The sequence below is a fragment of the Paenibacillus massiliensis subsp. panacisoli DSM 21345 genome (assembly GCF_000426545.1).
Lineage (GTDB): Bacteria > Bacillota > Bacilli > Paenibacillales > Paenibacillaceae > Paenibacillus > Paenibacillus panacisoli.
Genome location: NZ_KE384534.1, coordinates 168,754 through 193,072 on the forward strand (window position 1 = coordinate 168,754; position 24,319 = coordinate 193,072).

A 24,319-nucleotide genomic window follows, 5' to 3' on the forward strand; every position below is an offset into this window, starting at 1 on the left:
TTACTGCATCCGCTTTTTTCGAATTTGGTCTTTTTTTGTTGTGCGTCTATTTACTAATACTCTACGGAAGGGACTATTTCATATGCGCATTCAAGGTTTGAATCATTTTTTGTTCTCAGTATCCAGTCTGGAGCGCTCCATTGAGTTCTACCGAAATGTATTTGGTGCCACATTACTCGTGCAGGGGAGGACGACAGCTTATTTCGATCTGTGCGGGATGTGGCTTGCTTTAAATGAAGAAGCCCACATCACACGAGTCCCGGTGAATGAGGCTTATACGCATATTGCCTTTACAATCCTGGAGGAGGACTTCGACGAGGTACATGCAAAATTAATCCAAATGAATGTTCATATACTGCCTGGCCGTCCTCGAGACAAGCAGGACCGTAAGTCGATATATTTCGTAGACCCGGACGGTCACCGCTTTGAATTTCATACAGGCACGCTACAGGATCGGCTGGATTATTATGCGAGAGAGAAGCAGCATATGAGCTTCTACCCTCAAGAATCTGCGCGGGACTGATGTCTGTGCCTTGCTGCCCGTACACCCAGAACAAGTAGGGGTACCACTACTCCCAATATTCCGCAGACAGCTACGGATGTCATCGCAGCATAGGCCTGCCATTGCATTATAAATGCCACTCCACTGCCTAGTGTAGTCCCGCCTAGTAGTCCAAGCGCGCTGATTACATCAATAGAAGCTTTCATAGTAGTTTCACTCCTTTCCTGCATTCACAAAATAGTAGGTCCGGTGGATTGCTATTACCATAAGGTAGACGTTGCCCCAAGTTGTGCGTACAATTAAAGAGTCTAATAGAATAAGGATTGACAAGATCGTGCGCATTGTAAACCTAGGATTGGTAAAATTCCTGACAGGAGGCACTTGCGAATGACAGCTCACACGAATATGAATGAACGGATTGCCACTTGGAATGCCGAAGCAGAGGCTTGCCCATGTGGCAGCAACCATCATCATGTAGATATGTACACCGTGATTAGTGATCATGCGCTCGAGGACATCGCATCTTATTTACAGGACAAAGGGTATGAGCATGTAACGGTGATTGACGATCCGCATACGGCTGCTGCAGCGGGAAATCGGGTACTCGGGCTGCTGCAGCAGGCCGGAATTCAGGCCGAAGAGGTATGTCTACCTCTCAATAGTGCAGGGGATGTTGTTGCTGATGAGCGCTATATGGTGAAGGTGCTACTTGGTATTTCCTCTACGACAGAGGCTGTTCTGGCTGTGGGATCAGGCACTATTCATGATCTGACGCGATTTGCCTGCTCTATGCGTAAGCTTCCTTTCATATCGATCCCGACAGCAGCCTCGGTGGATGGGTTCACTTCGGCTGGCGCCCCACTACTGTTGGATGGGGTGAAGCGGACGATTCAGACTGTGGCACCAGAAGCTATCTTCGCAGATGTCTCCTTGCTGGCATCGGCACCACAGACGATGACGGCTGCAGGCTTTGGCGATATGCTCGGCAAATACACGTCACTTGCGGATTGGAAGGTGTCACGGGACATGGCTCAGGAGCCATACTGCCCCCTTGCTGCGCAGATGACAGAAGAGGCGCTGCTGGCTTGTATAGAGCATGTAGATGAGATTGCTGCAGGAAGCCTGCATGGAATCGACGTGCTGATTCGAGCACTGATCGCCTCGGGAATCTCTATGTTAATCATAGACCATTCTCGACCTGCATCTGGTGGGGAGCATCATATTTCACATCGAATTGAAATGGAGCTGCTGGCACAGGAGCGGCCGCAGGTGCTGCATGGAGCCAAGGTAGGTGTAGCTGCAGCGCTGCTTACGGACTTGTATAAGGAGCTGGCCGTGCAGGAGCCGGAGAGTGCATTTCAGGTCTACACGACCCTTCCTGATTCGCAGCAAATGCGGGACTGGCTGCAGCAAGTGGGGGGCCCCGGGCGCTTCGATGAACTGGATGTAACAGAGGACATGCTGGAGCGAGCTGTGCACACAGCCCATACGCTCCGCGATCGGTATACTGGCTTGAAATATCTGAACGATCATAATCTGATTGATTCCAGTAAGCTCCAAGAGCTTAGCCGCAGCTAGCTAGCGCGAATAACAGAAGTGTTCTTGTGAGTTTTTCGTGAATTTATTCAATAATACATGTAAAAAAACGGCGTTATTACTCACCCAAGCCATTACGCTCGGATGAAGAATAACGCCGTTGTCGTCCCGAGAAGGAGATACGATGGTAGCTGCTATCTTGGCTTACTTACTACATAATCGTTTGTTGCTTACAAGACAGATGGGCGACATCGCTATGGAGCCTTACAGCTGTGCTTCATAGCTCTTACAGATGGAGTAACAGCTGCTATGGCTACAAGCGATTGACAGCAGACACCAGGGCGAGCACCGAGGCCTTTATAATATCCTCGTCCTTGCCTACACCCCAGATCAGCTTGCCCTGAGCCTTGAGCCCAACATAGGCAATAGCATGGGCAGCGGAGTCGCTACCCAGCGAGTGCTCCTCATACACACTCAGTTCGTAGTTCAGCTCGAAGCGGCTTTTCAGAGCATTACTGACAGCATCGAGTGGTCCATTTCCTTTACCCTCGATGGTCACTTCATTACCTTCGTGTGTGACCTTCATGAAGGTGGTAGTGAGCTTGTTCTTTTGCTCAAAATGATACGATTCCAGCTGCAGTGGGCCATTGTCTCGAATGTACTCTGCTTCGAAAATACGCAGTATCTCATCCGGGAGCAGCTCCTTTTGTTCCTTGTCCGAGACGCCTTTAGCCAGGTACCCCATTTCTTCCTTCATTTTATCAGGGAGTCTCAATCCAAAGCTGCGTTCCAGCAGGTGGTTGACACCGCCTTTACCAGACTGGCTGTTGACACGAATGACATCCGTCTCGTACTTGCGGCCAAGGTCTGCTGGATCAATAGGTAGATAAGGAACCGTCCAGGTCGGACAGTCATGCTCTTCACGCCACTTCATGCCCTTGGCAATAGCATCCTGATGGGAGCCTGAGAAGGCCGTGAACACGAGCGATCCGGAATATGGCTGACGCTCATACACTCGCATTTTCGTCAGGCGTTCATAGGTCTCACTGATGCCAACGATATCCGAGAAGTCGAGCCCCGAATCGACACCGTGTGAATAGAGGTTCAGTGCCAAGGTGATCAGATCCACGTTGCCTGTACGTTCTCCATTGCCGAACAAGGTTCCTTCAACCCGCTCTGCTCCAGCGAGAACAGAGAATTCGGCATCGCACACGCCGCCTCCACGGTCGTTGTGAGGATGGACGGACAGAATGACATGCTCACGGTAGGACAGATGATTGTGTATATACTCTACCTGACTAGCGAATATATGAGGCATAGCTGTCTCGACGGTAGTTGGAATGTTGATAATCGCCTTATGATCTGCAGTAGGCTGCCATACATCCAGTACAGCGTTACAGATGTCCAGGGAAAATTCGACCTCACTACCCGGGAAGCTCTCTGGGCTGTATTGGAAGGTGAAACGTCCTGGTGTGCTTGCGGCCAGCTCCTTGACCAGCTTCGCGCCTTCTACGGCGATAGCCTTAATCTCCTCCTGGGATTTGCGGAACACCTGCTCACGCTGAGCTAAGGAGACCGAGTTATACAGATGAACAATAGCGTTTGGAACGCCATGCAGCGCTTCGAACGTCCGGCGGATAATATGCTCCCGGGCTTGTGTCAGTACCTGCACAGTTACATCCTCGGGAATGAGGCCACCTTCAATCAAAGTGCGCAAAAAGCGGAATTCCGTATCAGAGGCTGCCGGGAAAGCAATCTCGATCTCCTTGAAGCCGATGTCGACGAGCATCTGGAACATCTCCACCTTCTCCTCCAGATTCATGGGCTCGATCAATGCTTGGTTGCCGTCGCGCAGATCGACGCTGCACCAGATCGGGGACTTCTCGATATGATCCTTCTGCGTCCAATTCATTGAACGCACGGGTGGCATAAAATAGCCTTTTGCATACTTGGTGTGATCCATCATCGTAATTATCCTCCTCGGTTATTCTTAGTTATTCTTGGGTATAAAGTAACAACAAAAAAGCCTTTCGCCCCGACTGCACATGCAGCCGGAGACGAAAGACTTGAGCTTCCGCGGTACCACTCCTGTTTATGAACAAACGTTCATACCCTCATCAGACACGTGCTCATATCATTGAGCGTGATGTCTGTCCCTTGATAACGGTGGGCACCCGTCAACAACTACTTTTCGGTATAGCCCAATTAAGGGTTCTACCCGAATTTCGCATAGCCGCTCCAAGGCGAGTTCCCCGTATTTCCTCTACCGCCTCGCATCATCCGGCGGCTTTCTGAGAATCAGTCCTACGAGTACTACTCCTTATCCAAGCGTTTAGAGTCGTATATGGATATGGTCTATCATAGCAGGGCTGTCTGACAAAATCCAGTCCAATTAATTATCCGACGGTAAATTATTTTATGGGTATTGTTTCTATTTAGATTTTATTCGAAATAGGTATTGCTATAACTCTCACCATAAGTGATAATGTATTTAGATGAAATTCTAAATAGAAAAAAGAGGCGATGCATTTGGGTTTCCCAGAGACATTCAAAGCCCTATCTGATCCAGTGAGACGGGATATCCTGGTCATGCTCAAGCATGGCAAAATGTCAGCTGGGGAGATTGGGCAGCATTTCGAGATGACGGGTGCGACCATTTCGTACCATCTGTCACAGTTGAAGAAGGCCGGTCTTGTTTTTGAAACGAAATATAAAAATTATATCTACTATGAGATTAATGTGTCGGTCTTTGAAGAAGTCATGCTGTGGTTTTCACAATTTAAGGGGGGGAAACAAGATGAGGATCAAAGGTAGCTCGATGCAGCTTATTACAACAGTGGTATGTGTATTGCCGATTATTTTATCGCTGACGCTCTACCAACAATTACCTCCGCAGATAGCTGTGCATTGGGATGTAGCAGGTAAGCCAGATAATTATATGTCAAAGGCGGTTGTGGCTTTCGTGTTCCCACTCTGCTTGGCTGCTCTTAACATTATCGTCCATATTGTGATTAACAATGATCCTAAAAAGATGAATGTGGCCCCTGTCTTAAGAAAACTCGGCTTATGGATCATTCCTGTCTTGTCGCTCATCCTCATGCCGATCACGCTCTTCAAGGCTCTGGGTGCAGACTTGCCGATCCAGACGATTGCCCCATCCTTTGTTGGCATGTTACTGATTGTAATCGGTAACTATTTACCTAAGAGCAAGCAGAGCTATACGGTGGGAGTTAAGCTTCCATGGACACTGGCAAGCCAGGAGAATTGGAATAGAACACATCGTGCAGCGGGCTACCTCTGGATATTAGGTGGGATTCTTATGATCTTGACGTCGTTTTTGAACGTATTTGTGGAGGTTGCGATCGTTGCAATCATAGTGCTGATTGTGGTTGCTCCAGCCGTATACTCTTTTTCATTGTACAAAAAGGGAGTTTAGACCTTGAATCACGCAGAGCTGAGCACCCCTACTCTTTTTTAGCAGAAAGCTGTACTTCATTCCTTCATTCCTACTATTAAGAAAGCACTGCATACCGTCAATTCGGTTTGCAGTGCTTGTTGGAATGTGTGTCATCATCTTGGTAGTAGTGGATTCGCGCAAAAATGCATCGTCCCTGGATGCCGCAATTATTGGGTCAGCATGGCATCTGCGAACAGAATGGATTTTGGAATCCGAAAAAACTGCTCTGCTTGATCCTGAAAGGTCTGTGAAGGAACGGTCCCCTGATGGAGCCATTTGCGGAATGTGCCAGGATGCACTCCAATCCAGTGGCTAACGTCCGTTACTGATAGATCATGAACCATACACAGGCCAGCAAGAATGCGGTTTTTTACAGGTGATCTTGTTACCGTTCTTTTCATAAAACGTGAAGGCGCGGGCTGACAAATCATTGGTGAGCTCCGCACTACCGATTCATTAAAGAGGATATGGCGGGGATAGCCGAGCAAACGGCAGGCTTTCTCCAGATTGGTATTTCCAGGAATACGGCCTTCATATACCCATGCGCTTACACTGCGAGAGGAGATGGATAGCTCCTCAGCCAGCTGCGACAGCTTGATATCATTCGCCATTAATACGGCAAGAAGGATCCTGTTACGGATCTGACAGCGGGTCGGTTTGCGAAAGCGCTTGACGCGTACGCCTTTTCCCAAATATTTGCGGTTGATCAGAGACCACGCCTGTATAGAGTGTCGTTCTTGTTGTTTAGGCATATACCCTCCGATTTTTTTAATCAAATACTACAATAACACCGGGGGGAGTGCAAGTGTCCTCCAACTTATTTTCATGTAATGCTATAGACATAATCCGTGTGATGAAAAGAGGTCCTAACGACTAATATGAATGATTGAAAATGCAAGCCGGACAACGGTTTTGAGTGGCTTGCTGGGCCAAAGAATTGCTGAATTGTAACCTCAGATTGCGGGAATGTTTTATTTTTGTATCCCAATATTTACACAATCTCTTAAACTATCCTATAAGATATGTTTCGAACGGATTGATAGTTTCGTTTGAGATAAAGAGAGAGTGGATGGTGGATCGAGATGCAGACAGAGCTTCAGTCACAAATTCAAATGGCAATACCCCATGACTTGTACCTCACGAATAAAGGCCACAGAGCAACAAGTATTAGAACCCAAGGGCTGAATGGAATATGGCGCGCAGGGCTGATTCTCCTACTGTGTATGATGAGTCTGCTATGGTCCAGCAGTAGCTATGCTGCTACAGCCTCAGCGTCAGCACTGGTAGTGGGCATAAATGATGAATTATTGCAGGATAAGGAAGCCGAGGCGGTTACATTACAAGGGCGTATGTATGTAGCAGTTGTCCCATTGGCGAAGGCCATGGGGGCCAGTACGGTAGTCCAGAATAACGATTTAACCATATCTTTGGGGGCGTATCATATGACTATGCCCTTGAAGACGGGAGAGACGATCATCCGGAATAATAGAACGTTGATTCCAATTCGAGATGTGGCTTCGGGCTTGGGCTATACCATTACGAACCCTGCTCCTGGTGTGTATCGACTCGTAAATGGAACAGCGACTATGACTGACCAGCAATTCGTTGCGGCTCACGCTGCGGCGATTCAGGAGCGTCAGAAGCTTGTACAGCAGAGTAATTCTAATAAAGGAAGTAAAGGCACCACACCGACGAAGGGGAAGGTTCTGTACCTGACCTTTGATGATGGTCCAACTAAGCATGCCTATGAGCTCCTGTCCATATTAAGCAAATATGATGCCAAGGCGACTTTCTTCATGCTGGGGCCACAGATTCAGCAGCATCCCGATGTTGTTCGCAAGATGATGGACAATGGGCATGGATTGGGCCTGCATGGTATGACACACGTGGAGAAGAAGTTCTATGCTTCGCCAGCCACAGCGCTCAAGGAGATGAAGGATGCGAATGCGATCCTGCTCAAGACAACAGGTGTTCAGACACGTCTGATTCGGACGCCTTATGGTAGCAAACCATATATGAAGGATTCCTATCGTAATGCCATGCACCAGGGGGAATTCCGGATGTGGGATTGGAACGTGGATTCACTGGACTGGAAGTACAAGAAGAATCCAGAGCATATTGTAGCATCGGTGCTCAAGGATGTGGAGAAGATCAGTCGCACAGGGCGTGCGCCAGTAGTTCTGATGCATGACCAGGAGCCTACGATAACGATCTTACCGCAGCTGCTTGCTGAGCTTCAGAAGCGGGGGTATCAGTTCGAGACACTTACAGAGGAGATGACTCCTCTCAATTTCTGGAATGATCACAGATAGAGAACACAATTCGTAGTGGGATCATCATTCGCAATTAGGTCAAAGAGAAATCATTCTTGAGTCATATCACCTGGCGTATACGTGAATCGGCTTCCCCAATCGTAACGGGTATGTTAAAATTTTGGGACAAGCATACTATTCTATTATCGTTAGGAGCCTGTCCATGATTAAACATATCGTATTCTTCAAGCTGAAAGACCGTTCACCGGAAAGTATTGAGCATACGGCATCCGTACTGCGGGGCATGAACGGCAAGATCAAGGAGGTTCTGTCCCTGGAGGTCGGAACAGATGTGATTCGCTCCGAGCGTTCATTCGATATCGCGCTAACCGCCGTCGTAGCATCGCTGGAGGATCTCAAAATCTATAACGATCATCCGGTCCATCAGGAAGTGGTCAAGCATATTAATGAAGTGAAGGATATTTCGCTGGCGGTTGATTACGAAATTTAACTGAGGACATCGGGATGGAGGTACTTGTCGTTGTACTACGTAAATAGGGAACAAATAGAGCTTCGCCTGAGTGCGATTCCCGAGATCATTGAGGGCTTGAAGACGGCTATTCGTGATTGGGATGGGAGCCTGACACTGGGACTAGTGCAGGAACGTTGTCTGCATTTGGCCATTGAATCCGTTACAGATGTGGGAAGCTTCATTATTGATGGCTTCATCATGCGCGATGCTAGCAGCTATGAAGATATTATTGGAATCATACATGAGGAGCAGGTCATTGATTCTGAGATCTTTCCTTCCCTGCATGAGCTCGTCTCGCTTCGTAAGCCGCTTGTACAGGAATACTATCATTGGAAGCGCGCAGAGCTGCATCCGTTGACGCCTCTGTTGGTAGACAACCTGGACAAGTTTGCAACATGCGTACGGCAATATCTGGAACGCGAACTAGGCCCGATGCCGACAGACCGCTAACGTTGGAGGTCGAGCCAATGAATCATATACCCGAAATGCCTACTCGCCGGATGATTATGACACTTCTCAAAACAAGAGGTCCAATGGGCGTTAGCCCACTGGCCTCCGAGCTGGGCATCACGGAGATGGGGGTGCGCCGTCATCTCAAGTCCTTGGAGCAGGACGGATTGATTGAGGTGAGTGTTGTGCGGCAGGCTATGGGCCGACCGCTATATATGTTCGGACTCACATCGCTGGGAGACGAGCAGTTCCCTCGTAATTATGATCATCTGATGTTGGAGCTTCTGGAGGAGCTTGCAGATGAGCAGGGCTCATCTGCAGTGCATGCGTTGTTTGAAGGGCGCAAAAGGAAGCTGCTCAAGCGCTATGCTCCACAGCTCAGCGGGGAATCGCTTCGCTCGCGTGTCCGCGAGCTAGCGGATATTCAGCATGCTGCCGGCTATATGACCAGCTGGGAGCAGGAGGAGGATGGGAGCTACTCCTTCTACGAATATAATTGTCCGATCTCACAGGTAGCCAAGCAATATCGGAGAGCCTGTGAATGTGAGAAGGATATGTTCGAGGAGCTACTTGATGCAGAAGTAGTCCGTACCGATTGTCTGGCGGACGGTGGGCGTTGTTGCTTGTATCGAATTCGTCCGCGGACCGAGGATAGCAGAAAATAAGCTTGGCCTCTGTGTCATGACAAGCCTCCTCCGCTTATAATACAGTACACCAGTTGGGCATTCGCCCGGAACATACAGGGAGTCGGACTAGACGCCACGCAGTAGCCATAATTAGTCTGCTCCCACCCGCGAAGGAGTGGTTGGAATGAACGGAAAGCAACAAGGAATATTGTGGGGAATTCTGGTCGGAGCTGCTGCAGGATCAGCTGCCGCTCTGCTGCTTGCCCCGAAATCCGGCAAAGAGCTGCGTCAGAACTTGTCTGAGACATCCCGTACGGTCACTGAGGCCGGACAGGTGTGGGCAGAGAAGATTGGTGCTTCCGGCTCAGAGATTCTGGATATTGTGAAGGACACGGCTGCATTTGCCGTCCAGGAAGTGCAGGAATGGCGCAGCGGTCAGCCGACGGAGGAAGAGAAGGTTGTATTGTCCTCGCTCGTGGAAGTGTTTGAGGAGCTGCAGCAGCGTGCGAACGAGGAGCGCTTGCAGTCCATTGAGGAAGAGCAGGATACGTTTGAAGAACAGAAGGACACTACAATCTAAGAACACAACTGGACCGACTGTCCTATCCCCGCCAGGATATACGTGCTGGGGTAAGGCGGGCGGTCTTTGTCTGTTGGGGCTCTATATCCGGGGAAGATCTGTATACTTTGCCTAGGAGTAGCAGAGTCAGGACAAGTATTGCTGCACAGATGCATTTCGGGTAATATTTGTGGGTACCTTTTACTGCTCCAATACATAAGGTATGTAGCAACGACCTTTTGTCAATCTGGTCGATATTTGAGAAGAAGGAAGCGGTGTGTAAGTGCAGCAAGCAATCGCAATATTGGACTCCGGTGTAGGAGGACTGACCGTCGTGAAGGAAGTGATGCGTCAGCTACCGCGGGAGAAAATCATTTATTTTGGGGACACCGCGCGCACGCCCTACGGCCCTCGTCCATCTGCAGAGGTGCGGAAATTCACAGGACAGATTGTGGATTTTCTGACCCAGTTCAATCCCAAAGTCATTATTATCGCATGTAATACAGCAACTGCTGCTGCCCTGGATGAAATCAGTGAACGAGTGGATATCCCCGTGATTGGAGTTATTCATCCTGGAGCCAGAGCCGCCATCAGTGCAACGAAGACAGGCCATGTCGGTGTCATTGGTACAGTAGGGACGGTTGGTAGCGGGGCTTACACCGCGGCGCTGAAGCAGCTGTCACCCTACGTGGATGTAGTTAGTCATGCATGTCCGCAGCTGGTGCCATTGGTAGAGCAAGGTGAATTCCGTTCACAGCATACGACGGCTGTAGTAGAGGAATCGCTACAAGGAATGAAGCAGCATCCCATTGATTGTCTCATTCTGGGATGTACACATTATCCTTTCCTGACCGAGACCATTCAGGAGGTCATGGGGCCACGCGTGAAGCTTATTAGCTCTGCGGACGAGACTGCTCGGGAGACCAGTACAATCCTCTATGACAAAGGTAAGCTGGCAACCAGTGGAGAGCTGCCCGTCCATCAGTTTTTTTGCTCAGGCGATCCACAATTATTTCAGAGTATAGCCAAGCAGTGGCTTGGTGATCACTTGCGTAAGACACCTGTCGTGTGGCAGGTGACTCACCTGGATTAGGCAGGTGACCTTCTGAGCATAAAGGTGTTCGATTAGTGTTACAATCAGACTTACACTAGAATGAAACGATTCAATGGGGCATTATCATAGGGAGTTCCTTTATGGGATTCTTATGGTAATGCTTTTTCTTTTACCAGTAAGTGGCGGGAAAATGAATTTCTTGCGAGAAGAGTGTTAAGCAGATTCGTAATTGGTTTACAAGAAAATGAGAAAGCTAAGAAAGCGCCAGCTCTTTTTATTTTATAACTATCTGTTTATGGTCAATCGTTATTGATTGTACGTCGGTTGTCGGGTGAAATTGAAACTTTCTACGGTTTAGTACCGTAGCTTGTTAATAAAGGTCGAAGACTCCGCCAAATTGGTGGGAATCTTACAAGATACATACATGAGCATTGTAGCTTCCAAAAAACTCATGATGACCTGCTCAAAAGTCAGCCCTAGAGAGGAGTAATCATCCGTGGAGTATTACCGTATTAGCGGAACTGAAAGTGTACAGGAACTGCAGAGCACAGCCAAGGGGCTTGGTTCTGCAGAAGCCGAAAAGCGTCTGGAAAGGGACGGCTACAATGAATTAAAGGGGAAGAACAAGGTTCCGATCTGGAGACTTTTCCTTGAGAACTTCAAGGACCCCATGGTGGTTGTACTGCTTATAGCGGCCATTGTCCAAATTGTGTTAGGACATGTTATGGAATCGCTCATTATTTTCCTCGTACTGATCCTGAATGCTGTAATTAGCGTCATTCAGACTCGTAAGGCGGAAAGCTCACTCGCTGCCTTGCAACAGATGTCTGCCCCGGAAGCTAAGGTGCTGCGTGACGGAGTATTACAAACTGTGCCAGCAAGAGAGCTGGTTCGCGGGGATATTGTCATATTAGAGGCTGGTGATTTCGTGCCTGCCGATGGCCGTGTGCTGGAGTCGGAAAGCCTGAAGGTTAACGAGGGCATGCTTACTGGGGAATCGGAAGCTGCTGATAAACACACGGACACCATTGGCTCTGAAGCCCCTCTCGGAGACCGGCGTAATATGGCTTTTAGCGGTTCTTTGGTCGTTTATGGACGAGGAACTATTGTCGTTACTGGAACAGGGTTAACTACTGAAATCGGTAAAATTGCCGAACTTCTTGAAAATGCGGAAGCTAAGCAGACACCGCTACAACGTAAGCTGGATGCGTTTAGCAAGCAATTAGGAATAGCGGTACTGGCGCTATCCATTTTAATTTTTGGTATCCAGGCTGGACGTATTTGGCTATCAGCGGATACGGTAGATACTACCGAAGCCATCCTGAGTGCTGTTATGTTTGCTGTAGCTGTAGCTGTTGCCGCGATTCCAGAAGCGTTGTCCTCCATCGTCACCATCGTCCTGTCAGTAGGTACGAATAAAATGGCGAAGCAGAATGCGATTATCCGCAAGCTTCCAGCAGTTGAATCGCTGGGCTCTGCCAGTATTATTTGTACAGACAAGACAGGCACGCTCACTCAGAATAAAATGACGGTTGTTGACTATTTCTTGCCGCAAGTAGATGACGACCCATTCAAGCAGCATTCCAAAGACTGGCCTGTTGAGGCAAGACGGCTTCTGCACATTGCTGTACTTTGCAACGACTCCAGTATCAATGAGGACGGAAAAGAATTGGGTGATCCGACGGAAGTAGCCCTGATTGCCTTTAGCAATAGCAAGAATAGAGACTATAAGGAAATACGAGATAATTTCCCTCGTGAGGCGGAGCTTCCATTTGATTCGGATCGCAAGATGATGTCTACCCTGCACACGTTTGACGGACAAAAAGCAATGCTTACCAAGGGCGGTCCAGATGTGCTCTTTGATCGCTGTACACACGTTCTGTTAGGGGATCAGGAAGTCCCCTTAACTTCGGAGCTGCAAGAGCGTTTTATCCAGGCGAATGAGGAATTCTCAGCTAGAGCTTTGCGTGTATTAGCGTATGCATACAAAACTGTTCCGAATTCTGTAACGGGGATTGACTTGGAGGATGAACAAAATTTGGTGTTGGTAGGCTTGTCGGCCATGATTGATCCTCCACGTGATGCTGTGTATGGCGCAATAGAGGAATCTAAAAAGGCTGGCATACGGACGATTATGATCACTGGTGACCACAAGACCACTGCACAGGCAATCGGCCGCGATATCGGACTGATGACCGAGCATGAAATTGCCATAACAGGCCAGGAGCTAGATGCGATGTCAGATCAGGAGCTTGACCAGCAGCTGGAGCAGATCGGTGTATACGCGAGGGTCTCTCCAGAGAATAAAATCCGGATTGTCCGTGCATGGCAACGGAAGGGTAAGATAACGGCAATGACTGGTGATGGTGTAAATGATGCTCCTGCCCTCAAGCAGGCGGATATCGGGGTTGCTATGGGAAGTGGAACTGCTGTGGCGAAGGACGCAGCTGCGATGATTTTGACCGATGATAATTTTGTATCCATCGTCAATGCGGTATCCGTAGGTAGAACAGTATTCGACAATATCAAGAAAGCTATTGCTTACTTGTTCTCAGGCAACCTTGGAGCCATTATTGCCATCCTCTTTGCTCTGGTGCTCGGTTGGGTGAATCCTTTTACAGCCATTCAGCTCCTGTTCATCAACCTGGCTAATGATTCGTTGCCCGCCATTGCACTAGGTATGGAGAAGCCTGAACCGGATGTGATGAAGAGACAACCTAGAGACCTTAAAGAAGGCATATTTGCTGGGGGTATGATGCAGTCGATCATTATCCGTGGCCTGCTAATCGGGATAGCCGTCATTGTATCGCTATATATCGGGATTCAGCATTCCCCAGATCTAGGCGTAGCCATGGCTTTTACTACATTGATCTTGTCCCGCACACTTCAGACTTTTGCTGCTCGTTCAAACAGCTTGACGGTGTTTGAAGTCGGATTATTCAGCAACAAATATGTCATTGGAGCGGTACTCGTCTGCTTCGCCTTTTACGGTGTTACAGTTCTACCAGGAGTCAGAGATATATTCTCGATTCCAGCTACATTCGGCATGACAGAATGGTTGACTGCCGCTGGTCTAGCACTCGGCGCGGTAATCTTGATGGAATTAGCCAAAATAGTCCGTAGAATGGTTACTCGACAAGACGCAGATACTCTTATGACAAAATCGACTTAAATGTAACGCGATGAGCTAATGCTTGAAATGAAATCTTGCGTATATGCAAAAATACACTTTGAGATGTATTGAAGTCAGAAGTTAGTCTTTTCTGATCATCGAAAAGCTACCGAGGCAGCGATCAGCTACTATGGTAGCTTTTTTCGTGTTCGGCTTGCAATCACTCCGGTGTGTGCAATCGGTTGTGTACAAAAGGGCATAACTGACACAGCTTTTAGTACACTTATAATATCCATGTAATATCCGTGGAACGCGATGCTGGTCTATTCGGGTAACTAACTAATCTATCTTTGAGCTTGCGTAACAATGCTGTTGCGCAGGCAGTAATGGGGAGGCGATATGGTGTCTTTAACCGGGTATGGTCTTCAGGAAATGACACAGGATATCCAGCGCTGGGAGACGCTCTATGGCGAGCTGGGAATCAGCACGGGCAGCATTGGAACGAGCGTGATGGACCAGCCGATTCCTTACCTTCAGATTGGGCAGGGACCACGCAAGTTACTCGTACAGGCAGCGATGCATGCGAATGAGTGGATTACGGCTCCTTGCCTGATGGACTTTATGTATCGCTATGCGCAGGCGCTTCATGAAGGAAAGACCTTCGAAGGGCACTCTGCGGAAGAATGGCTGGCGAAGACGTGTATTTGTGCGGTTCCCATGGTAAACCCGGATGGAGTGGAGCTGGTACTGGAGCGATTAGCCCCTAATCAGCCATTTTATAGCGAAGTGGTAATACTGAACAATGGTCTGACGGACTTTAGCGGCTGGAAAGCCAATATTCGGGGTGTGGATCTGAACGACCAATTTCCTGCTTATTGGGAAGAAGAGGCTATGAGGCGTGATGTAGATGGGCCAGGGCCGCGCGATTATGGTGGGCCTGCACCGTTATCTGAGCCAGAAGCTCGTGCTCTGGTGGACTGGACTGCAGGTCTAAATCCTGATATGACAATTGCACTGCATACACAAGGCAAGGAGATTTACTGGAATTACAGGGATATGGAGCCGTCATATAGCGAATCCTGGGCGAGGAATCTGGGGGAAGCCATCGGTTATCCGCCGATCAAGCTAAGCGGGAGCGACGCTGGCTACAAGGATTGGTTCATCGCGGCATATGGGCGTCCTGGCTTCACGATCGAGCTTGGCAAAGGGGTTAACCCACTTCCGCTAGAGGATCTGACAGGATTAAAGCAAGATACTCACCACATACTAAGCGAAGCCATGAATTTGCTCATTTGCTCTTAAAAAGCAGGCGGGGCAGACTCTCGATCAGCAGGAGCGGCGAGCAACAACTGATATAACGACATAAATGGGTCAATCGCTGTGGCAAAATTTCAATTGGTACAACGATGAAATGATGCGATGCAACCACAGAGGCGGCTATTCGTATAATACTGCATGCGTTGCTTTCACGCATGAACATGTCGTTATGCTGCCTTTTTTGACTTAATTTCATAGAAAATGGGTGAATGTATGAAGGTAAAAAAAGTACCGCCTCTTCGTCGCTGGAGTCATCTCATGCATCGTCTGCCCAAGCTTCTCCGCTCTTCGAGAGTTCCATGGAGAGAAAAGCTGCTGTTTCTTATCCCAATAGCCCTGTACTGGATATTGCCTGATGTGCTGATTCCGATTCCTTTCATGCCACTGGATGATATTGCAATTAGTGTGCTGTTATTGACCTGGTTTGTGAAGCGTGTGGAGCGGAAATATCCTGATTTATTGGTCTAGGAAGCAGCGCTGTGTATTGCGTAATGGCACTATATTCTTTACAATAGGAATATTGACTATACGCCAATGAATTTTGTTTATATAGGAGATGAGAGCCATGAATTGCAAGATTACACGCAATGCTGCGAAGGTGCTTCAACGCGAGCTGGACAAACCGGAGAACAGCGGTCAGAAGCTGCGAGTTATCATTACTCATGCACACGGGGATCACGCCCATTACGGTCTGGATTTGGACACGCCGGGTGAGAACGATACTGTAGTAACTACGGATAAAGGGATCGATGTGATTCTGGAGACTGGACAGGACTTGCTGGACGGTGTCAAGATTGACTATTTGTATTTTCCTGAAGAGGGCTTCGTAATTACGAATGCTTCCAAGGGCAACCACGGCGATCATTAATCGCTAATGGAAGGGAACAATTATGGCTAACGATATACGCGTATGTGATAAGTGCCAATTTGTCCGGATGAAATCTATCCTGCCCAAGCTGCAAAAAATGGCGCCAGATGCCGAGATTAAGGTTGGATGCAAATCCTATTGCGGACCATGCGGCAAGCGGGCTTTCGTCTATGTGAATGGTCGATATGTCAGCGCGCCGACAGAGGATGAGGTGCTGGCCAAAGCTGCCGCGTTCATCAAGCAGCCTTCAATCAATTCTTAAGCCTTGTGCGCTGAAATGGCATGAGACTCTGCATAAGAAGGGCTTCACTGACTCATATTAATGAATGGCATTCATTAAGCTGATGAAGGAGGCTGTTCATGGCACAGTACGATTCCGGACTGCAGTCCCACAGTGTGGAGGCTCAGACGCAAAACTCTGTTGACAGGCTGCATAATGCGGTATCCCAAGCGATGTCGCACCCGATGGAGCAATTGATCGAGCAGGCCGAGCGCTCCAAGGACCATGCTGAGCATGCAATCCAGCAGGCGAAGGAAAGTCTTGGGGAGGAAGCTGTTGAGGTGGCTGCAGACATGCTGGCTATTGAAGAGAAGCGTCTGGATGCGGTTAAGCAGGTGCACCGTCGTCAGTAGCTTCAGACATTTTATTTACAAAGAAACCGTTACTTCGCATTTGGAGATTGTATCCCATCTGCGATGCAACGGTTTTTTTATTTTAGGACGGCAAGCGTCCATATCTGTATGTGAATAATTAGTTTGTTGTATCGGCTTCTGTTGGCTTCGTCGACTTCGGGTTGACTAAGTTCTCTTTATTCTCCCATAGCTGCAACAGGTTGTAAGTAATCACTTCATCTGATATCTGAAGCCGCTTTTTAGCTTCCTGAAATCCTGGTCCACATGCCTGTACATCAGTTGGTGTCCGCGTCGCAAGATCATAACAGGTTCCATTCTCGAAAGCCTGATCAGCCGATGGGATGTAATATACTTTACCGTCTGTGAAGGCGCCAGAGCGGAGCACGACCATCCGTTCAGCATCTCCGAACAAATTATTCCCCATGAAATGATAAGGCTCTGGGGAGATGCCTAACAAATGCAGAATAGAAGGCGTCAGATCAAGCTGTCCAGCTGGCTGGGAGTCTACTCCCTGCAATGAACCTCCAGGAACGTGCACAAGGAGGGGAACCTGATTCATAATTTGCTGCATATCCAGTGCATTCAGTGAACGGCCTGTGAACTGTTCATACAGCTTCTGCTCTGTAATGGAGTTGTCATGATCACCATAGAACATCAGAATGGTATTATCCCACAAGCCGTCCTGCTTCATTTGCTCAACCAGCTCGCCTAGGGCAGCATCGACATAATGCACGGATTGTAGATAATCTCCAAGCATCGTGCCCTGAAGTTCACCGACATCTAATACGTTCTCTTTCGCAGTCAGAGTATAAGGGTGGTGACTGGACAAGGTAATCATGAACGCATAGAACGGGCTCTTTACGTCCGTCGTCAATGCTTCAAGAGACTGTCTGAACATGGACTTGTCACCGAGTGACCATCCGAGCGGCTCGTCAATGACAAAATCCTTCTTACTGTAGAAACGATCATAATGCATCGCTTTATACATGGAATAACGATTCCAGAAGCTGCTGTCATAAGCATGAAACACATTAGGACTATAGCCTTCATTTTTCAAAATTGAGGGCAGCATGTCGAATGTATTCGCTGGATATCGGATAAACACTGATCCGGTAGGCAACGGATGCAGAGAGCTATGTGCACTGAAATCAGCATCAGAGGTACGACCCTGACCCGTCTGGTGATAGAAATTGCTGAAATACATGCTTTCTTCCATCAGCTTGTTGAAGTTGGGTGTGATCTCCTCGCCGCCAACCTGTTGACCGATGAAGAAATTCATAAATGCTTCGCCCTGAATGACCATCACGTTGCTGCCTTTGAATTTTCCACGCAGGTCATTGTCCGTATTGAGAAGCTGCTGATGCTGATCGAACCAGGCTTTGGCCTCCTCGGTCCGTTCGTTCCCCAGCACCGGCTTCGGCCCGATATGCTCCTTCCCGAAGCGGTAAAGATCATAACCATGGAATCCTACTAGCCCTGTAACATTGTACAAAGCCAGCGACCACCAGTTGCCGACAAAGATGCCTTTGGCCCAGGTAGATGTGTAGATGTTAATGGGCACGAAGGTCAGAGTCCATCCAAGGGCAAAGGCAACTACTCCGCTGACCAGGCGTTGGACCCATACCCAACGGGAACGAGGGCTCCTCGGAGTCGAGAGGCGCATGCTGTACGCGGCCCTGCGTCTGCGAGCAAGCTTCACCATCATCCAGAGCAGGAAGATCATCCAGTCCATAAAGAAGAAAATATCCTTCCAGTACAGCAGCGAAGCAATGCTGTCTCCCAAGGAATCGACCTGTCCAGCCTGTAATAGTACCGGAATCGTAATGAAGTCTCCAAAATAGCGGTAATACACCATATCCGAATAGATGATTGCTGTCATAATTACATGAAGTATCAGCAAAGCGGCTTGTCTCGCACGACCTGGTAGCCACAAGGTCCAGAAGGAGGCGAGCAGCAGGGAACCGATTGCGATCAGATAATCGACCGGATTCATATCAATATTTTGGGCATCGAGCTGATGATGTAACAGTGTCAGCTTATATAGCATGAGTCCGATGAATAGCCATAACCCGGAGCCAGCCCGAAGCCACGCATACTTGTTCTCGCCCAGGCTGCTTAATGTGCGAGTCTTGCGTCTTAACAATGGATTTCCCCCTTTATAGCCTTACATATCTCTATACCATCACGAAATTCTATCATGCAAGCTCTAAGTATCGGCTGTACTGGCGCTTGGCTCATAGAGCATGTCTATACTCACATCTGATTGGTCAAGGCACGAAGTAGCAGCAATGCACTGTACTCTCTATTCTATATAGCTCTGCAATACTTACAGAGTGCAGTCTATCGCCTGCCACATGTAGCTTCATGTAAATGGAATATTAACGTAATGTTAATGCGGGTAAGGCCTTTATTTATTATAGCCTCCAGTTGTAGCTTTTCAACCGTTTGCTGTATATTCATTTAATGATGAAAAAAGGAACGTTTGTTGGTCGTAACCAACTCAAAAAACCTCCATAGCTATGGAGGTTCTGGAATCCATATGAGGTTAGTTACAGGACTGCCCCGACTAAAGGATACAAGGGCAAGCTGCAACAGCTGTAGGGATAATAGCTCTCTCTTGCCTTAGTACTCAAGTGCCTCGATTGAGCTTAAATTACGATTGGATTGCTCTAAAAGCTCTGTAAATGTCTCTGACACGTAATATATAAAATCCGGATCATGCTCGTACATAATTATCTGCCCATACGTTCCCTGTGCACTCGGATCAAAATCGAGCATCAGACACACGGAGCCTCCACCAAGCATGCCAAACGTAATCCATGACTTTTGAAATAAATAAGGCTTGATTCGAGAATCCAGGTTGCTAATTTCCTCAGCGGTGTAGTATTGGTCTAATGTACTCTCTACAACCATCGCTTGCTCCTTCAGTATCCTTTCCAGGGACAGTAAGTAAAAGGGTGAAGCTTCTCTGCCCTTCTCGTGATCTGGATATACGATATGAAAGCCATACCCACTACCATTCTTGCGTTTATAAAAGGTACGGAAATCGTTCGGCAAACGAACACCAAGCTCTTGCTCAAAGGCATCCAACTGCTCGTCTGTTACTCCTCCAAGCTGGCGGTACGAGTCGAACAATTCTTTATTCTCCTCATCCTGCACTTTGTCCTGCAGCAAATTCTCCAGTTCATCCATTAATGTATATACTCGTTGTTCTGGCATCTGTTCTGTGCTCATCTGCTCGTATCCTCCCACATTGTTAGTCATAACTAATTGTTGTAGGTCTCAATTTGTAGGTCTCACATGGTAGGTGTCACACCGTGCAGGCCTCACAGAAATTATACGTAAGCTCATATTTCGATGCAAATAGGCGAGCCGACCTAATCGTATGCGGTTAGGTCGGCCCGAAGGAAGCTTATGAGCTGAAATTTTTGAAGACAACGCTTGTGGTGTCGTCTGTGTATTCTATTGCCCTACTACTCCTGTGGAGACTTGCGGCGTGGGGGTAGCGGTCCGAGATACTGATAATATTGGCACTCGATGCGACCATTGAACAGCTTGCGACGCTTGTCTGCCTTGCGTCCCCAGTAGTGCTCGAATTGCTTGGTCGGGCTGATGGTGAAGAATGACCATGTCGGTACGGCAGCAGCCGTAAGTCCAAGGCCACGGATCAGCTTCTCGACCTCCGGAGCGTCACTCAGACGCTCACCATAAGGTGGGTTGGTGATCATACAGCCGTACTCTCCTTCAAGACGGATCTTGGAGGCAGGAAGAATATCCAGTCTGATCTCTCCAGCCAATCCGGCACTCTTCACAGCAGCCTCGGCTACCTTGATCGCTGCTGGATCATTGTCACTACCTGCGATGTGGAATTCTACATCGTCGCGCACAAGGTCCATAGCCTCCTCGCGAGCCTGCTCCCAGCGTTCGCTGCCAATGACAGGCCAGCGCTCGGAGTTGAAGGTGCGACGCATGCCCGGAGCAAGATTCCACGCCTGCATGGCAGCTTCAATCAGGAGTGTGCCTGAGCCACAGCATGGATCATAGAACGGTCTGTCTGGTGTCCAGCGGCTGAGCTGAATGAGCGCCGAAGCGAGTGTCTCCTTGAGTGGAGCCTCCGTGACCAGCTTGCGGTAGCCGCGCTTATGCAGACCAGGACCCGTCGTATCCAGCGTCAGAAGGGCTTGATCCTTAAGCATAATGACTTCGATGACGTAACGTGGACCGTCTTCAGGGAACCACTCTGTATGGTACGTTTCCTTGAGCTTCTCGACGATCGCTTTCTTCACAATACCCTGACAGGCAGGTACACTGCTAAGCTGGGATTTGTGAGAGCGTCCTTCTACAGGGAATTCTCCATCCTGAGGAATCCAGTCCTGCCAAGGTAAGGCTTTAGTTCCTTCAAAGAGCTCATCGAAGGTAGTAGCCGGGAACTCTCCCATTTTGACCAAAATTCGATCTGAGGTACGGAGCCACAGGTTGCAGCGACAAATATCAATAAAATCTCCGCTAAAGATAACTCGTCCATTCTCGACAATCTGATCATGGTAGCCCAATTCCTTGAGCTCTCTGGCTACAATAGCCTCCAAGCCCATGGGCGCTGTAGCGATTAATTGCAGTTGGGACATTGCTTGTATTCACTCCATCTCGATCCTGCGGAGTCTGGCACCTTTGACCAGAGTTTAGGGCCGCTGCAAGCGGGGAGCCCTGTCGACCATTGTTAAGCTTGCTGCTGTTCTCGTACGAAATGGAAAAACTGATGAACAGCAAGCTTAAAGATGGACACTTCGTTTCTCTAGGACTTCCTCGTTTTCCGCTAACCACTACGCTCTCCGAATTATTTTACCTGAAATCAGATTCGGTCAAGGTATTCGGTCCGCCAAGGATCGCGTAATATTCGATCTTTACAGTATAGGCGATTGTGCTGGCCGACACAATTATCTTATGATAAAGTATGGAACTGGCCTAGTCCGAGCTGAGCTTGTGGGGCTATGGCTGTATTGTAGCTAAGGAGAGATGATTATGAACTGGTCCCCGGACGAATATGTAGACCAATTATATAAGGAAGACGAGGCACTGCTGCGGATTAAGGAGGCCATCAAGGAGAAAGGAATGCCTGAGGTGTCAGTGGCTTATGCCTATGGTCGGTTACTGACCTTCCTGGTACAGCTGGCTCAGTCCAAGCAGGTATTGGAGATCGGAGCGTTAGGTGGCTATAGCGGATTGTGCATGGCAAGAGGCCTTGGCGAGGACGGGCGAATTACGTCATTGGAGCTGAAGCAGGAATATGCTGATCTGGCAGCCAAGCACATGGCGGAGAATGGCTATGGAGGACAGGTAGAGTACCGGATCGGCCCAGCGGTGGAATCCTTGGAGCAGTTGCAGGCTGAGGGCAGAAAATTTGATTTCTTTTTCATTGATGCGGACAAAGAGAATTATCCTGTGTACTTGGAATATGCAATTTCCCTTGCTAACTCTGGGGCTATCATTGCAGGGGACAATTGTTTTCTGCGCGGCAGAACGCTTAATTCGGACAAAAATGGACCTTCCGTACAGGCGGTGCGTCGTTTCAATGAGATGATCGCAAGCGATGAGCGATTGACAGGATTGTTACTGCCTGCTTACGACGGGCTGGCTCTCGCTCGGGTCAAGTAAAAAAGTCTGCTCTATGTAGGTAGGCGGAGATAGGTTCGTGTCTTCTCAAAACCAAAAGAACAAGAAAAAGAAAGTAAAAGCATAAAACGCCAACAAGCAGCGATTCTGTTATTGGAGAATCGCTGCTTGTTGGCGTTTGTGGTCATTTGTTGCTGTCTTTGCCCCACACTCACGTGTAATGGAAAGAATTGATTCACGGTATATTATGGCTCCCCCGCTTGAACAGTGGAGAGGACAGAATGGTTGTGGAGAAGCGATTGGAACAACGATCTGTTCGCGGAACGTTCACCCAAGCTCCCAACGTATATTCTACATAAATAAACAAGAGCTGGCCCAGGTAGCCATTTCATGGCATTTCAATAACTGCTTATCTAAATTCATGCTCCGTGTGCTTGTAGAGCTTCAGGCGCACCCAGACCATGTTCACCAGCAGCATGCAGCCTGACATAATGAACAAGCCCTCAATACCAATGAAGCCCGACAACACCCCACCAATAACAGCGCCCAGCATGTTCCCCAGCGCCAGAGCACTGGTATTGAAGCCGAAGGCTCGGCTCTCCATTCCTTCTGGTGTGTAAGAGCGGATTAGCGCATTGACGCTGGGCAGAAGTCCACCCATAAATACCCCCATCATGAATCGGACGGCTGCAAGCTGGGTGACTGATTGTACGAAGGCTTGGGGAATAAGCATCATAGCTGTACCCGCCAGTGCTACCAGCAGCACGCGATGTGCCCCGACCCTGTCGCTTACCCGACCGAGAATCGGTGAAGAGATCATGTTGGACAAGCCGGTTACTGCAGTCACGAATCCAGCCACGAGCGCGATGCCCTCAACGGTTCCGTACAAATTCTGTACATATAGCGGTAGCAAGGTCACGGTACTGATCATGGCGAACTGCAGCAGGAAGGTAACGGTGAACAGAGCCGGAAGCTGTGGTGTATGGCTCAATTCCTTCAGGCCTTCCAGGACAGAGGTCTGCGGCATCTTGGCTGCCTCTGAGCGGCTGAAATTCTCTTTTACCAGAAATAACGCCAACAAGCTCGCCGCGAAAATCAGGCCACCTGTAATGTAGAAGATGGGTCTGAACCCGACCAGATCCGCCATGAATCCACCGAGCAGCGGTCCCAGAATCGTCCCTGCCATCTGTCCCGACTGCATGATCCCCATGGAAAAGCCCATCCGTTCTTTGGGAGTCGTGCTGGAGATCAGAGAGATTGAGGCTGGGTTGAATCCCGAAATTGTACCATTCAGGAGTCTCAGTGCAAGGAGCTGCCAGGGATGAGTGACAAGGCCCATACACCCGATAACGATGGCCATGCCAAAGCCTGAGCGCAGCAGCATGATTTTTCGTCCATAGCGGTCAGCCAGCTTGCCCCACAAGGGCTGGAAGATGAACGAGGTCAGAAAGTTAGCGGCAAAAATAAAGCCTGCCCATAGGCCGATCGCATGCTCATCTACAACATTCAAATCCCTCGCAAGATATAAAGATAAAAACGGGGTAATCATAGTCATACCCGCATTAACCAAAAATTGACCAAACCAGAGCACGATCAGGTTGATCTTCCATCTTGGCAAGACGAACACATCCTTTCACCAACAGAAGCCCTGATTCCTATATATCCAACTGCTGCAGATAGAAACGGATCGGGGGTCTTTAAAAGGTGATAAACCCAAAAAAGCCGTCCCACTAGTATAACACACTTCATGCAAACTTTATCCAACTGTCACGGGTTTGTCATCGTTAACGGCTGTATCGAGGTTGTTCCGG

At 48.6% G+C, this 24,319-nt stretch carries 24 protein-coding genes and 1 other annotated feature; of the genes, 17 read left to right on the forward strand and 7 right to left on the reverse strand.

Features of this window, described 5'->3' with window-relative positions:
• The first annotated feature begins 82 nt into the window (after nt 1-82).
• On the forward strand, nt 83-523 hold the full coding sequence (gene fosB, locus K331_RS0123230; RefSeq protein ID WP_028592117.1) for a metallothiol transferase FosB: 441 nt from the start codon (nt 83-85) through the stop codon (nt 521-523).
• On the opposite strand, the gene K331_RS30315 is transcribed toward fosB, so the two are convergent.
• Nucleotides 502-708 (reverse strand): hypothetical protein, encoded by a 207-nt coding sequence (locus K331_RS30315; RefSeq protein WP_036635661.1) that lies wholly within the window; start codon nt 706-708, stop codon nt 502-504. The genes fosB and K331_RS30315 overlap by 22 nt on opposite strands.
• A 181-nt stretch (nt 709-889) precedes the next feature.
• Between K331_RS30315 and K331_RS0123240 the strand changes: the two genes are divergently transcribed.
• Complete coding sequence (locus tag K331_RS0123240; RefSeq protein WP_051289987.1) at nt 890-2,080, forward strand: sn-glycerol-1-phosphate dehydrogenase; 1,191 nt, start codon at nt 890-892, stop codon at nt 2,078-2,080.
• A gap of 271 nt (nt 2,081-2,351) precedes the next feature.
• Here the strand turns inward: K331_RS0123240 and K331_RS0123245 are convergent, their stop codons facing one another.
• Nucleotides 2,352-4,004, reverse strand: a complete 1,653-nt coding sequence (locus K331_RS0123245) for a 2-isopropylmalate synthase (RefSeq protein WP_028592119.1) — start codon at nt 4,002-4,004, stop codon at nt 2,352-2,354.
• An 84-nt stretch (nt 4,005-4,088) separates the two neighbouring features.
• Nucleotides 4,089-4,374, reverse strand: a binding site (T-box leader).
• 193 nt (nt 4,375-4,567) lie between these two features.
• On the opposite strand from K331_RS0123245, the gene K331_RS0123250 reads away from it, so the two are divergent.
• The gene (locus K331_RS0123250; RefSeq protein ID WP_025679336.1) at nt 4,568-4,852 is read left to right on the forward strand and encodes an autorepressor SdpR family transcription factor; all 285 of its coding nucleotides are present in this window, start codon (nt 4,568-4,570) and stop codon (nt 4,850-4,852) included.
• Complete coding sequence (locus K331_RS0123255) at nt 4,836-5,474, forward strand: SdpI family protein (protein ID WP_028592120.1); 639 nt, start codon at nt 4,836-4,838, stop codon at nt 5,472-5,474. Before K331_RS0123250 ends, K331_RS0123255 begins: the two co-directional genes overlap by 17 nt.
• Nucleotides 5,475-5,662: 188 nt before the next feature.
• Here the strand turns inward: K331_RS0123255 and K331_RS0123260 are convergent, their stop codons facing one another.
• Complete coding sequence (locus K331_RS0123260) at nt 5,663-6,247, reverse strand: helix-turn-helix domain-containing protein (RefSeq protein WP_028592121.1); 585 nt, start codon at nt 6,245-6,247, stop codon at nt 5,663-5,665.
• 330 nt (nt 6,248-6,577) lie between these two features.
• On the opposite strand from K331_RS0123260, the gene K331_RS0123265 reads away from it, so the two are divergent.
• The 12 genes from K331_RS0123265 to K331_RS0123320 all read left to right on the forward strand — a co-directional run bounded on the left by K331_RS0123265 (nt 6,578) and on the right by K331_RS0123320 (nt 16,898).
• Nucleotides 6,578-7,807: a polysaccharide deacetylase gene (locus K331_RS0123265; RefSeq protein ID WP_051289988.1), complete on the forward strand. Its 1,230-nt coding sequence runs from the start codon at nt 6,578-6,580 to the stop codon at nt 7,805-7,807.
• A gap of 163 nt (nt 7,808-7,970) precedes the next feature.
• Nucleotides 7,971-8,258, forward strand: coding sequence for a Dabb family protein (locus K331_RS0123270; RefSeq protein ID WP_018885961.1), 288 nt, complete (start codon nt 7,971-7,973; stop codon nt 8,256-8,258).
• A 30-nt stretch (nt 8,259-8,288) separates the two neighbouring features.
• Entirely contained in the window at nt 8,289-8,729 is a 441-nt protein-coding gene (locus K331_RS0123275) for a DUF86 domain-containing protein (RefSeq protein ID WP_028592123.1), read from the forward strand.
• Nucleotides 8,730-8,746: 17 nt separating this feature from the next.
• The gene (locus K331_RS0123280) at nt 8,747-9,394 is read left to right on the forward strand and encodes a helix-turn-helix transcriptional regulator (RefSeq protein ID WP_028592124.1); all 648 of its coding nucleotides are present in this window, start codon (nt 8,747-8,749) and stop codon (nt 9,392-9,394) included.
• A gap of 145 nt (nt 9,395-9,539) precedes the next feature.
• Nucleotides 9,540-9,935, forward strand: a complete 396-nt coding sequence (locus K331_RS30320) for a YtxH domain-containing protein (protein WP_051289989.1) — start codon at nt 9,540-9,542, stop codon at nt 9,933-9,935.
• Nucleotides 9,936-10,197: 262 nt separating this feature from the next.
• A complete protein-coding gene (gene racE / locus K331_RS0123290) occupies nt 10,198-11,007 on the forward strand; it encodes a glutamate racemase (RefSeq protein ID WP_028592125.1) in 810 nt (269 codons plus the stop codon).
• A gap of 457 nt (nt 11,008-11,464) precedes the next feature.
• Complete coding sequence (locus tag K331_RS0123295; RefSeq protein ID WP_028592126.1) at nt 11,465-14,140, forward strand: cation-translocating P-type ATPase; 2,676 nt, start codon at nt 11,465-11,467, stop codon at nt 14,138-14,140.
• A 339-nt stretch (nt 14,141-14,479) separates the two neighbouring features.
• Complete coding sequence (locus K331_RS30325; RefSeq protein WP_036635666.1) at nt 14,480-15,382, forward strand: M14 family metallopeptidase; 903 nt, start codon at nt 14,480-14,482, stop codon at nt 15,380-15,382.
• 228 nt (nt 15,383-15,610) lie between these two features.
• On the forward strand, nt 15,611-15,865 hold the full coding sequence (locus K331_RS0123305; RefSeq protein ID WP_028592127.1) for a hypothetical protein: 255 nt from the start codon (nt 15,611-15,613) through the stop codon (nt 15,863-15,865).
• Between the two features lie 97 nt (nt 15,866-15,962).
• Nucleotides 15,963-16,265: a heme biosynthesis protein HemY gene (locus K331_RS0123310; RefSeq protein WP_018885953.1), complete on the forward strand. Its 303-nt coding sequence runs from the start codon at nt 15,963-15,965 to the stop codon at nt 16,263-16,265.
• A 22-nt stretch (nt 16,266-16,287) separates the two neighbouring features.
• Nucleotides 16,288-16,527, forward strand: a complete 240-nt coding sequence (locus K331_RS0123315) for a DUF1450 domain-containing protein (RefSeq protein WP_025679326.1) — start codon at nt 16,288-16,290, stop codon at nt 16,525-16,527.
• Between the two features lie 98 nt (nt 16,528-16,625).
• On the forward strand, nt 16,626-16,898 hold the full coding sequence (locus tag K331_RS0123320; RefSeq protein ID WP_028592128.1) for a hypothetical protein: 273 nt from the start codon (nt 16,626-16,628) through the stop codon (nt 16,896-16,898).
• 118 nt (nt 16,899-17,016) lie between these two features.
• Here the strand turns inward: K331_RS0123320 and K331_RS0123325 are convergent, their stop codons facing one another.
• From K331_RS0123325 to K331_RS0123335, 3 genes are all read right to left on the reverse strand, one after another.
• Nucleotides 17,017-19,008 carry an LTA synthase family protein gene (locus tag K331_RS0123325; protein ID WP_226383689.1) on the reverse strand — a complete coding sequence of 664 codons (1,992 nt, stop codon included), beginning with the start codon at nt 19,006-19,008 and terminating at the stop codon, nt 17,017-17,019.
• Between the two features lie 512 nt (nt 19,009-19,520).
• Nucleotides 19,521-20,132 carry an SMI1/KNR4 family protein gene (locus tag K331_RS0123330; protein ID WP_084165548.1) on the reverse strand — a complete coding sequence of 204 codons (612 nt, stop codon included), beginning with the start codon at nt 20,130-20,132 and terminating at the stop codon, nt 19,521-19,523.
• 239 nt (nt 20,133-20,371) lie between these two features.
• Nucleotides 20,372-21,523: a THUMP domain-containing class I SAM-dependent RNA methyltransferase gene (locus K331_RS0123335; protein WP_028592131.1), complete on the reverse strand. Its 1,152-nt coding sequence runs from the start codon at nt 21,521-21,523 to the stop codon at nt 20,372-20,374.
• A 394-nt stretch (nt 21,524-21,917) separates the two neighbouring features.
• Here K331_RS0123335 and K331_RS0123340 point away from each other — a divergent pair, with 394 nt between their 5' ends.
• Nucleotides 21,918-22,550: an O-methyltransferase gene (locus K331_RS0123340; protein WP_028592132.1), complete on the forward strand. Its 633-nt coding sequence runs from the start codon at nt 21,918-21,920 to the stop codon at nt 22,548-22,550.
• Between the two features lie 367 nt (nt 22,551-22,917).
• On the opposite strand, the gene K331_RS0123345 is transcribed toward K331_RS0123340, so the two are convergent.
• Nucleotides 22,918-24,126, reverse strand: a complete 1,209-nt coding sequence (locus K331_RS0123345) for an MFS transporter (protein ID WP_028592133.1) — start codon at nt 24,124-24,126, stop codon at nt 22,918-22,920.
• Nucleotides 24,127-24,319 lie beyond the last annotated feature (193 nt).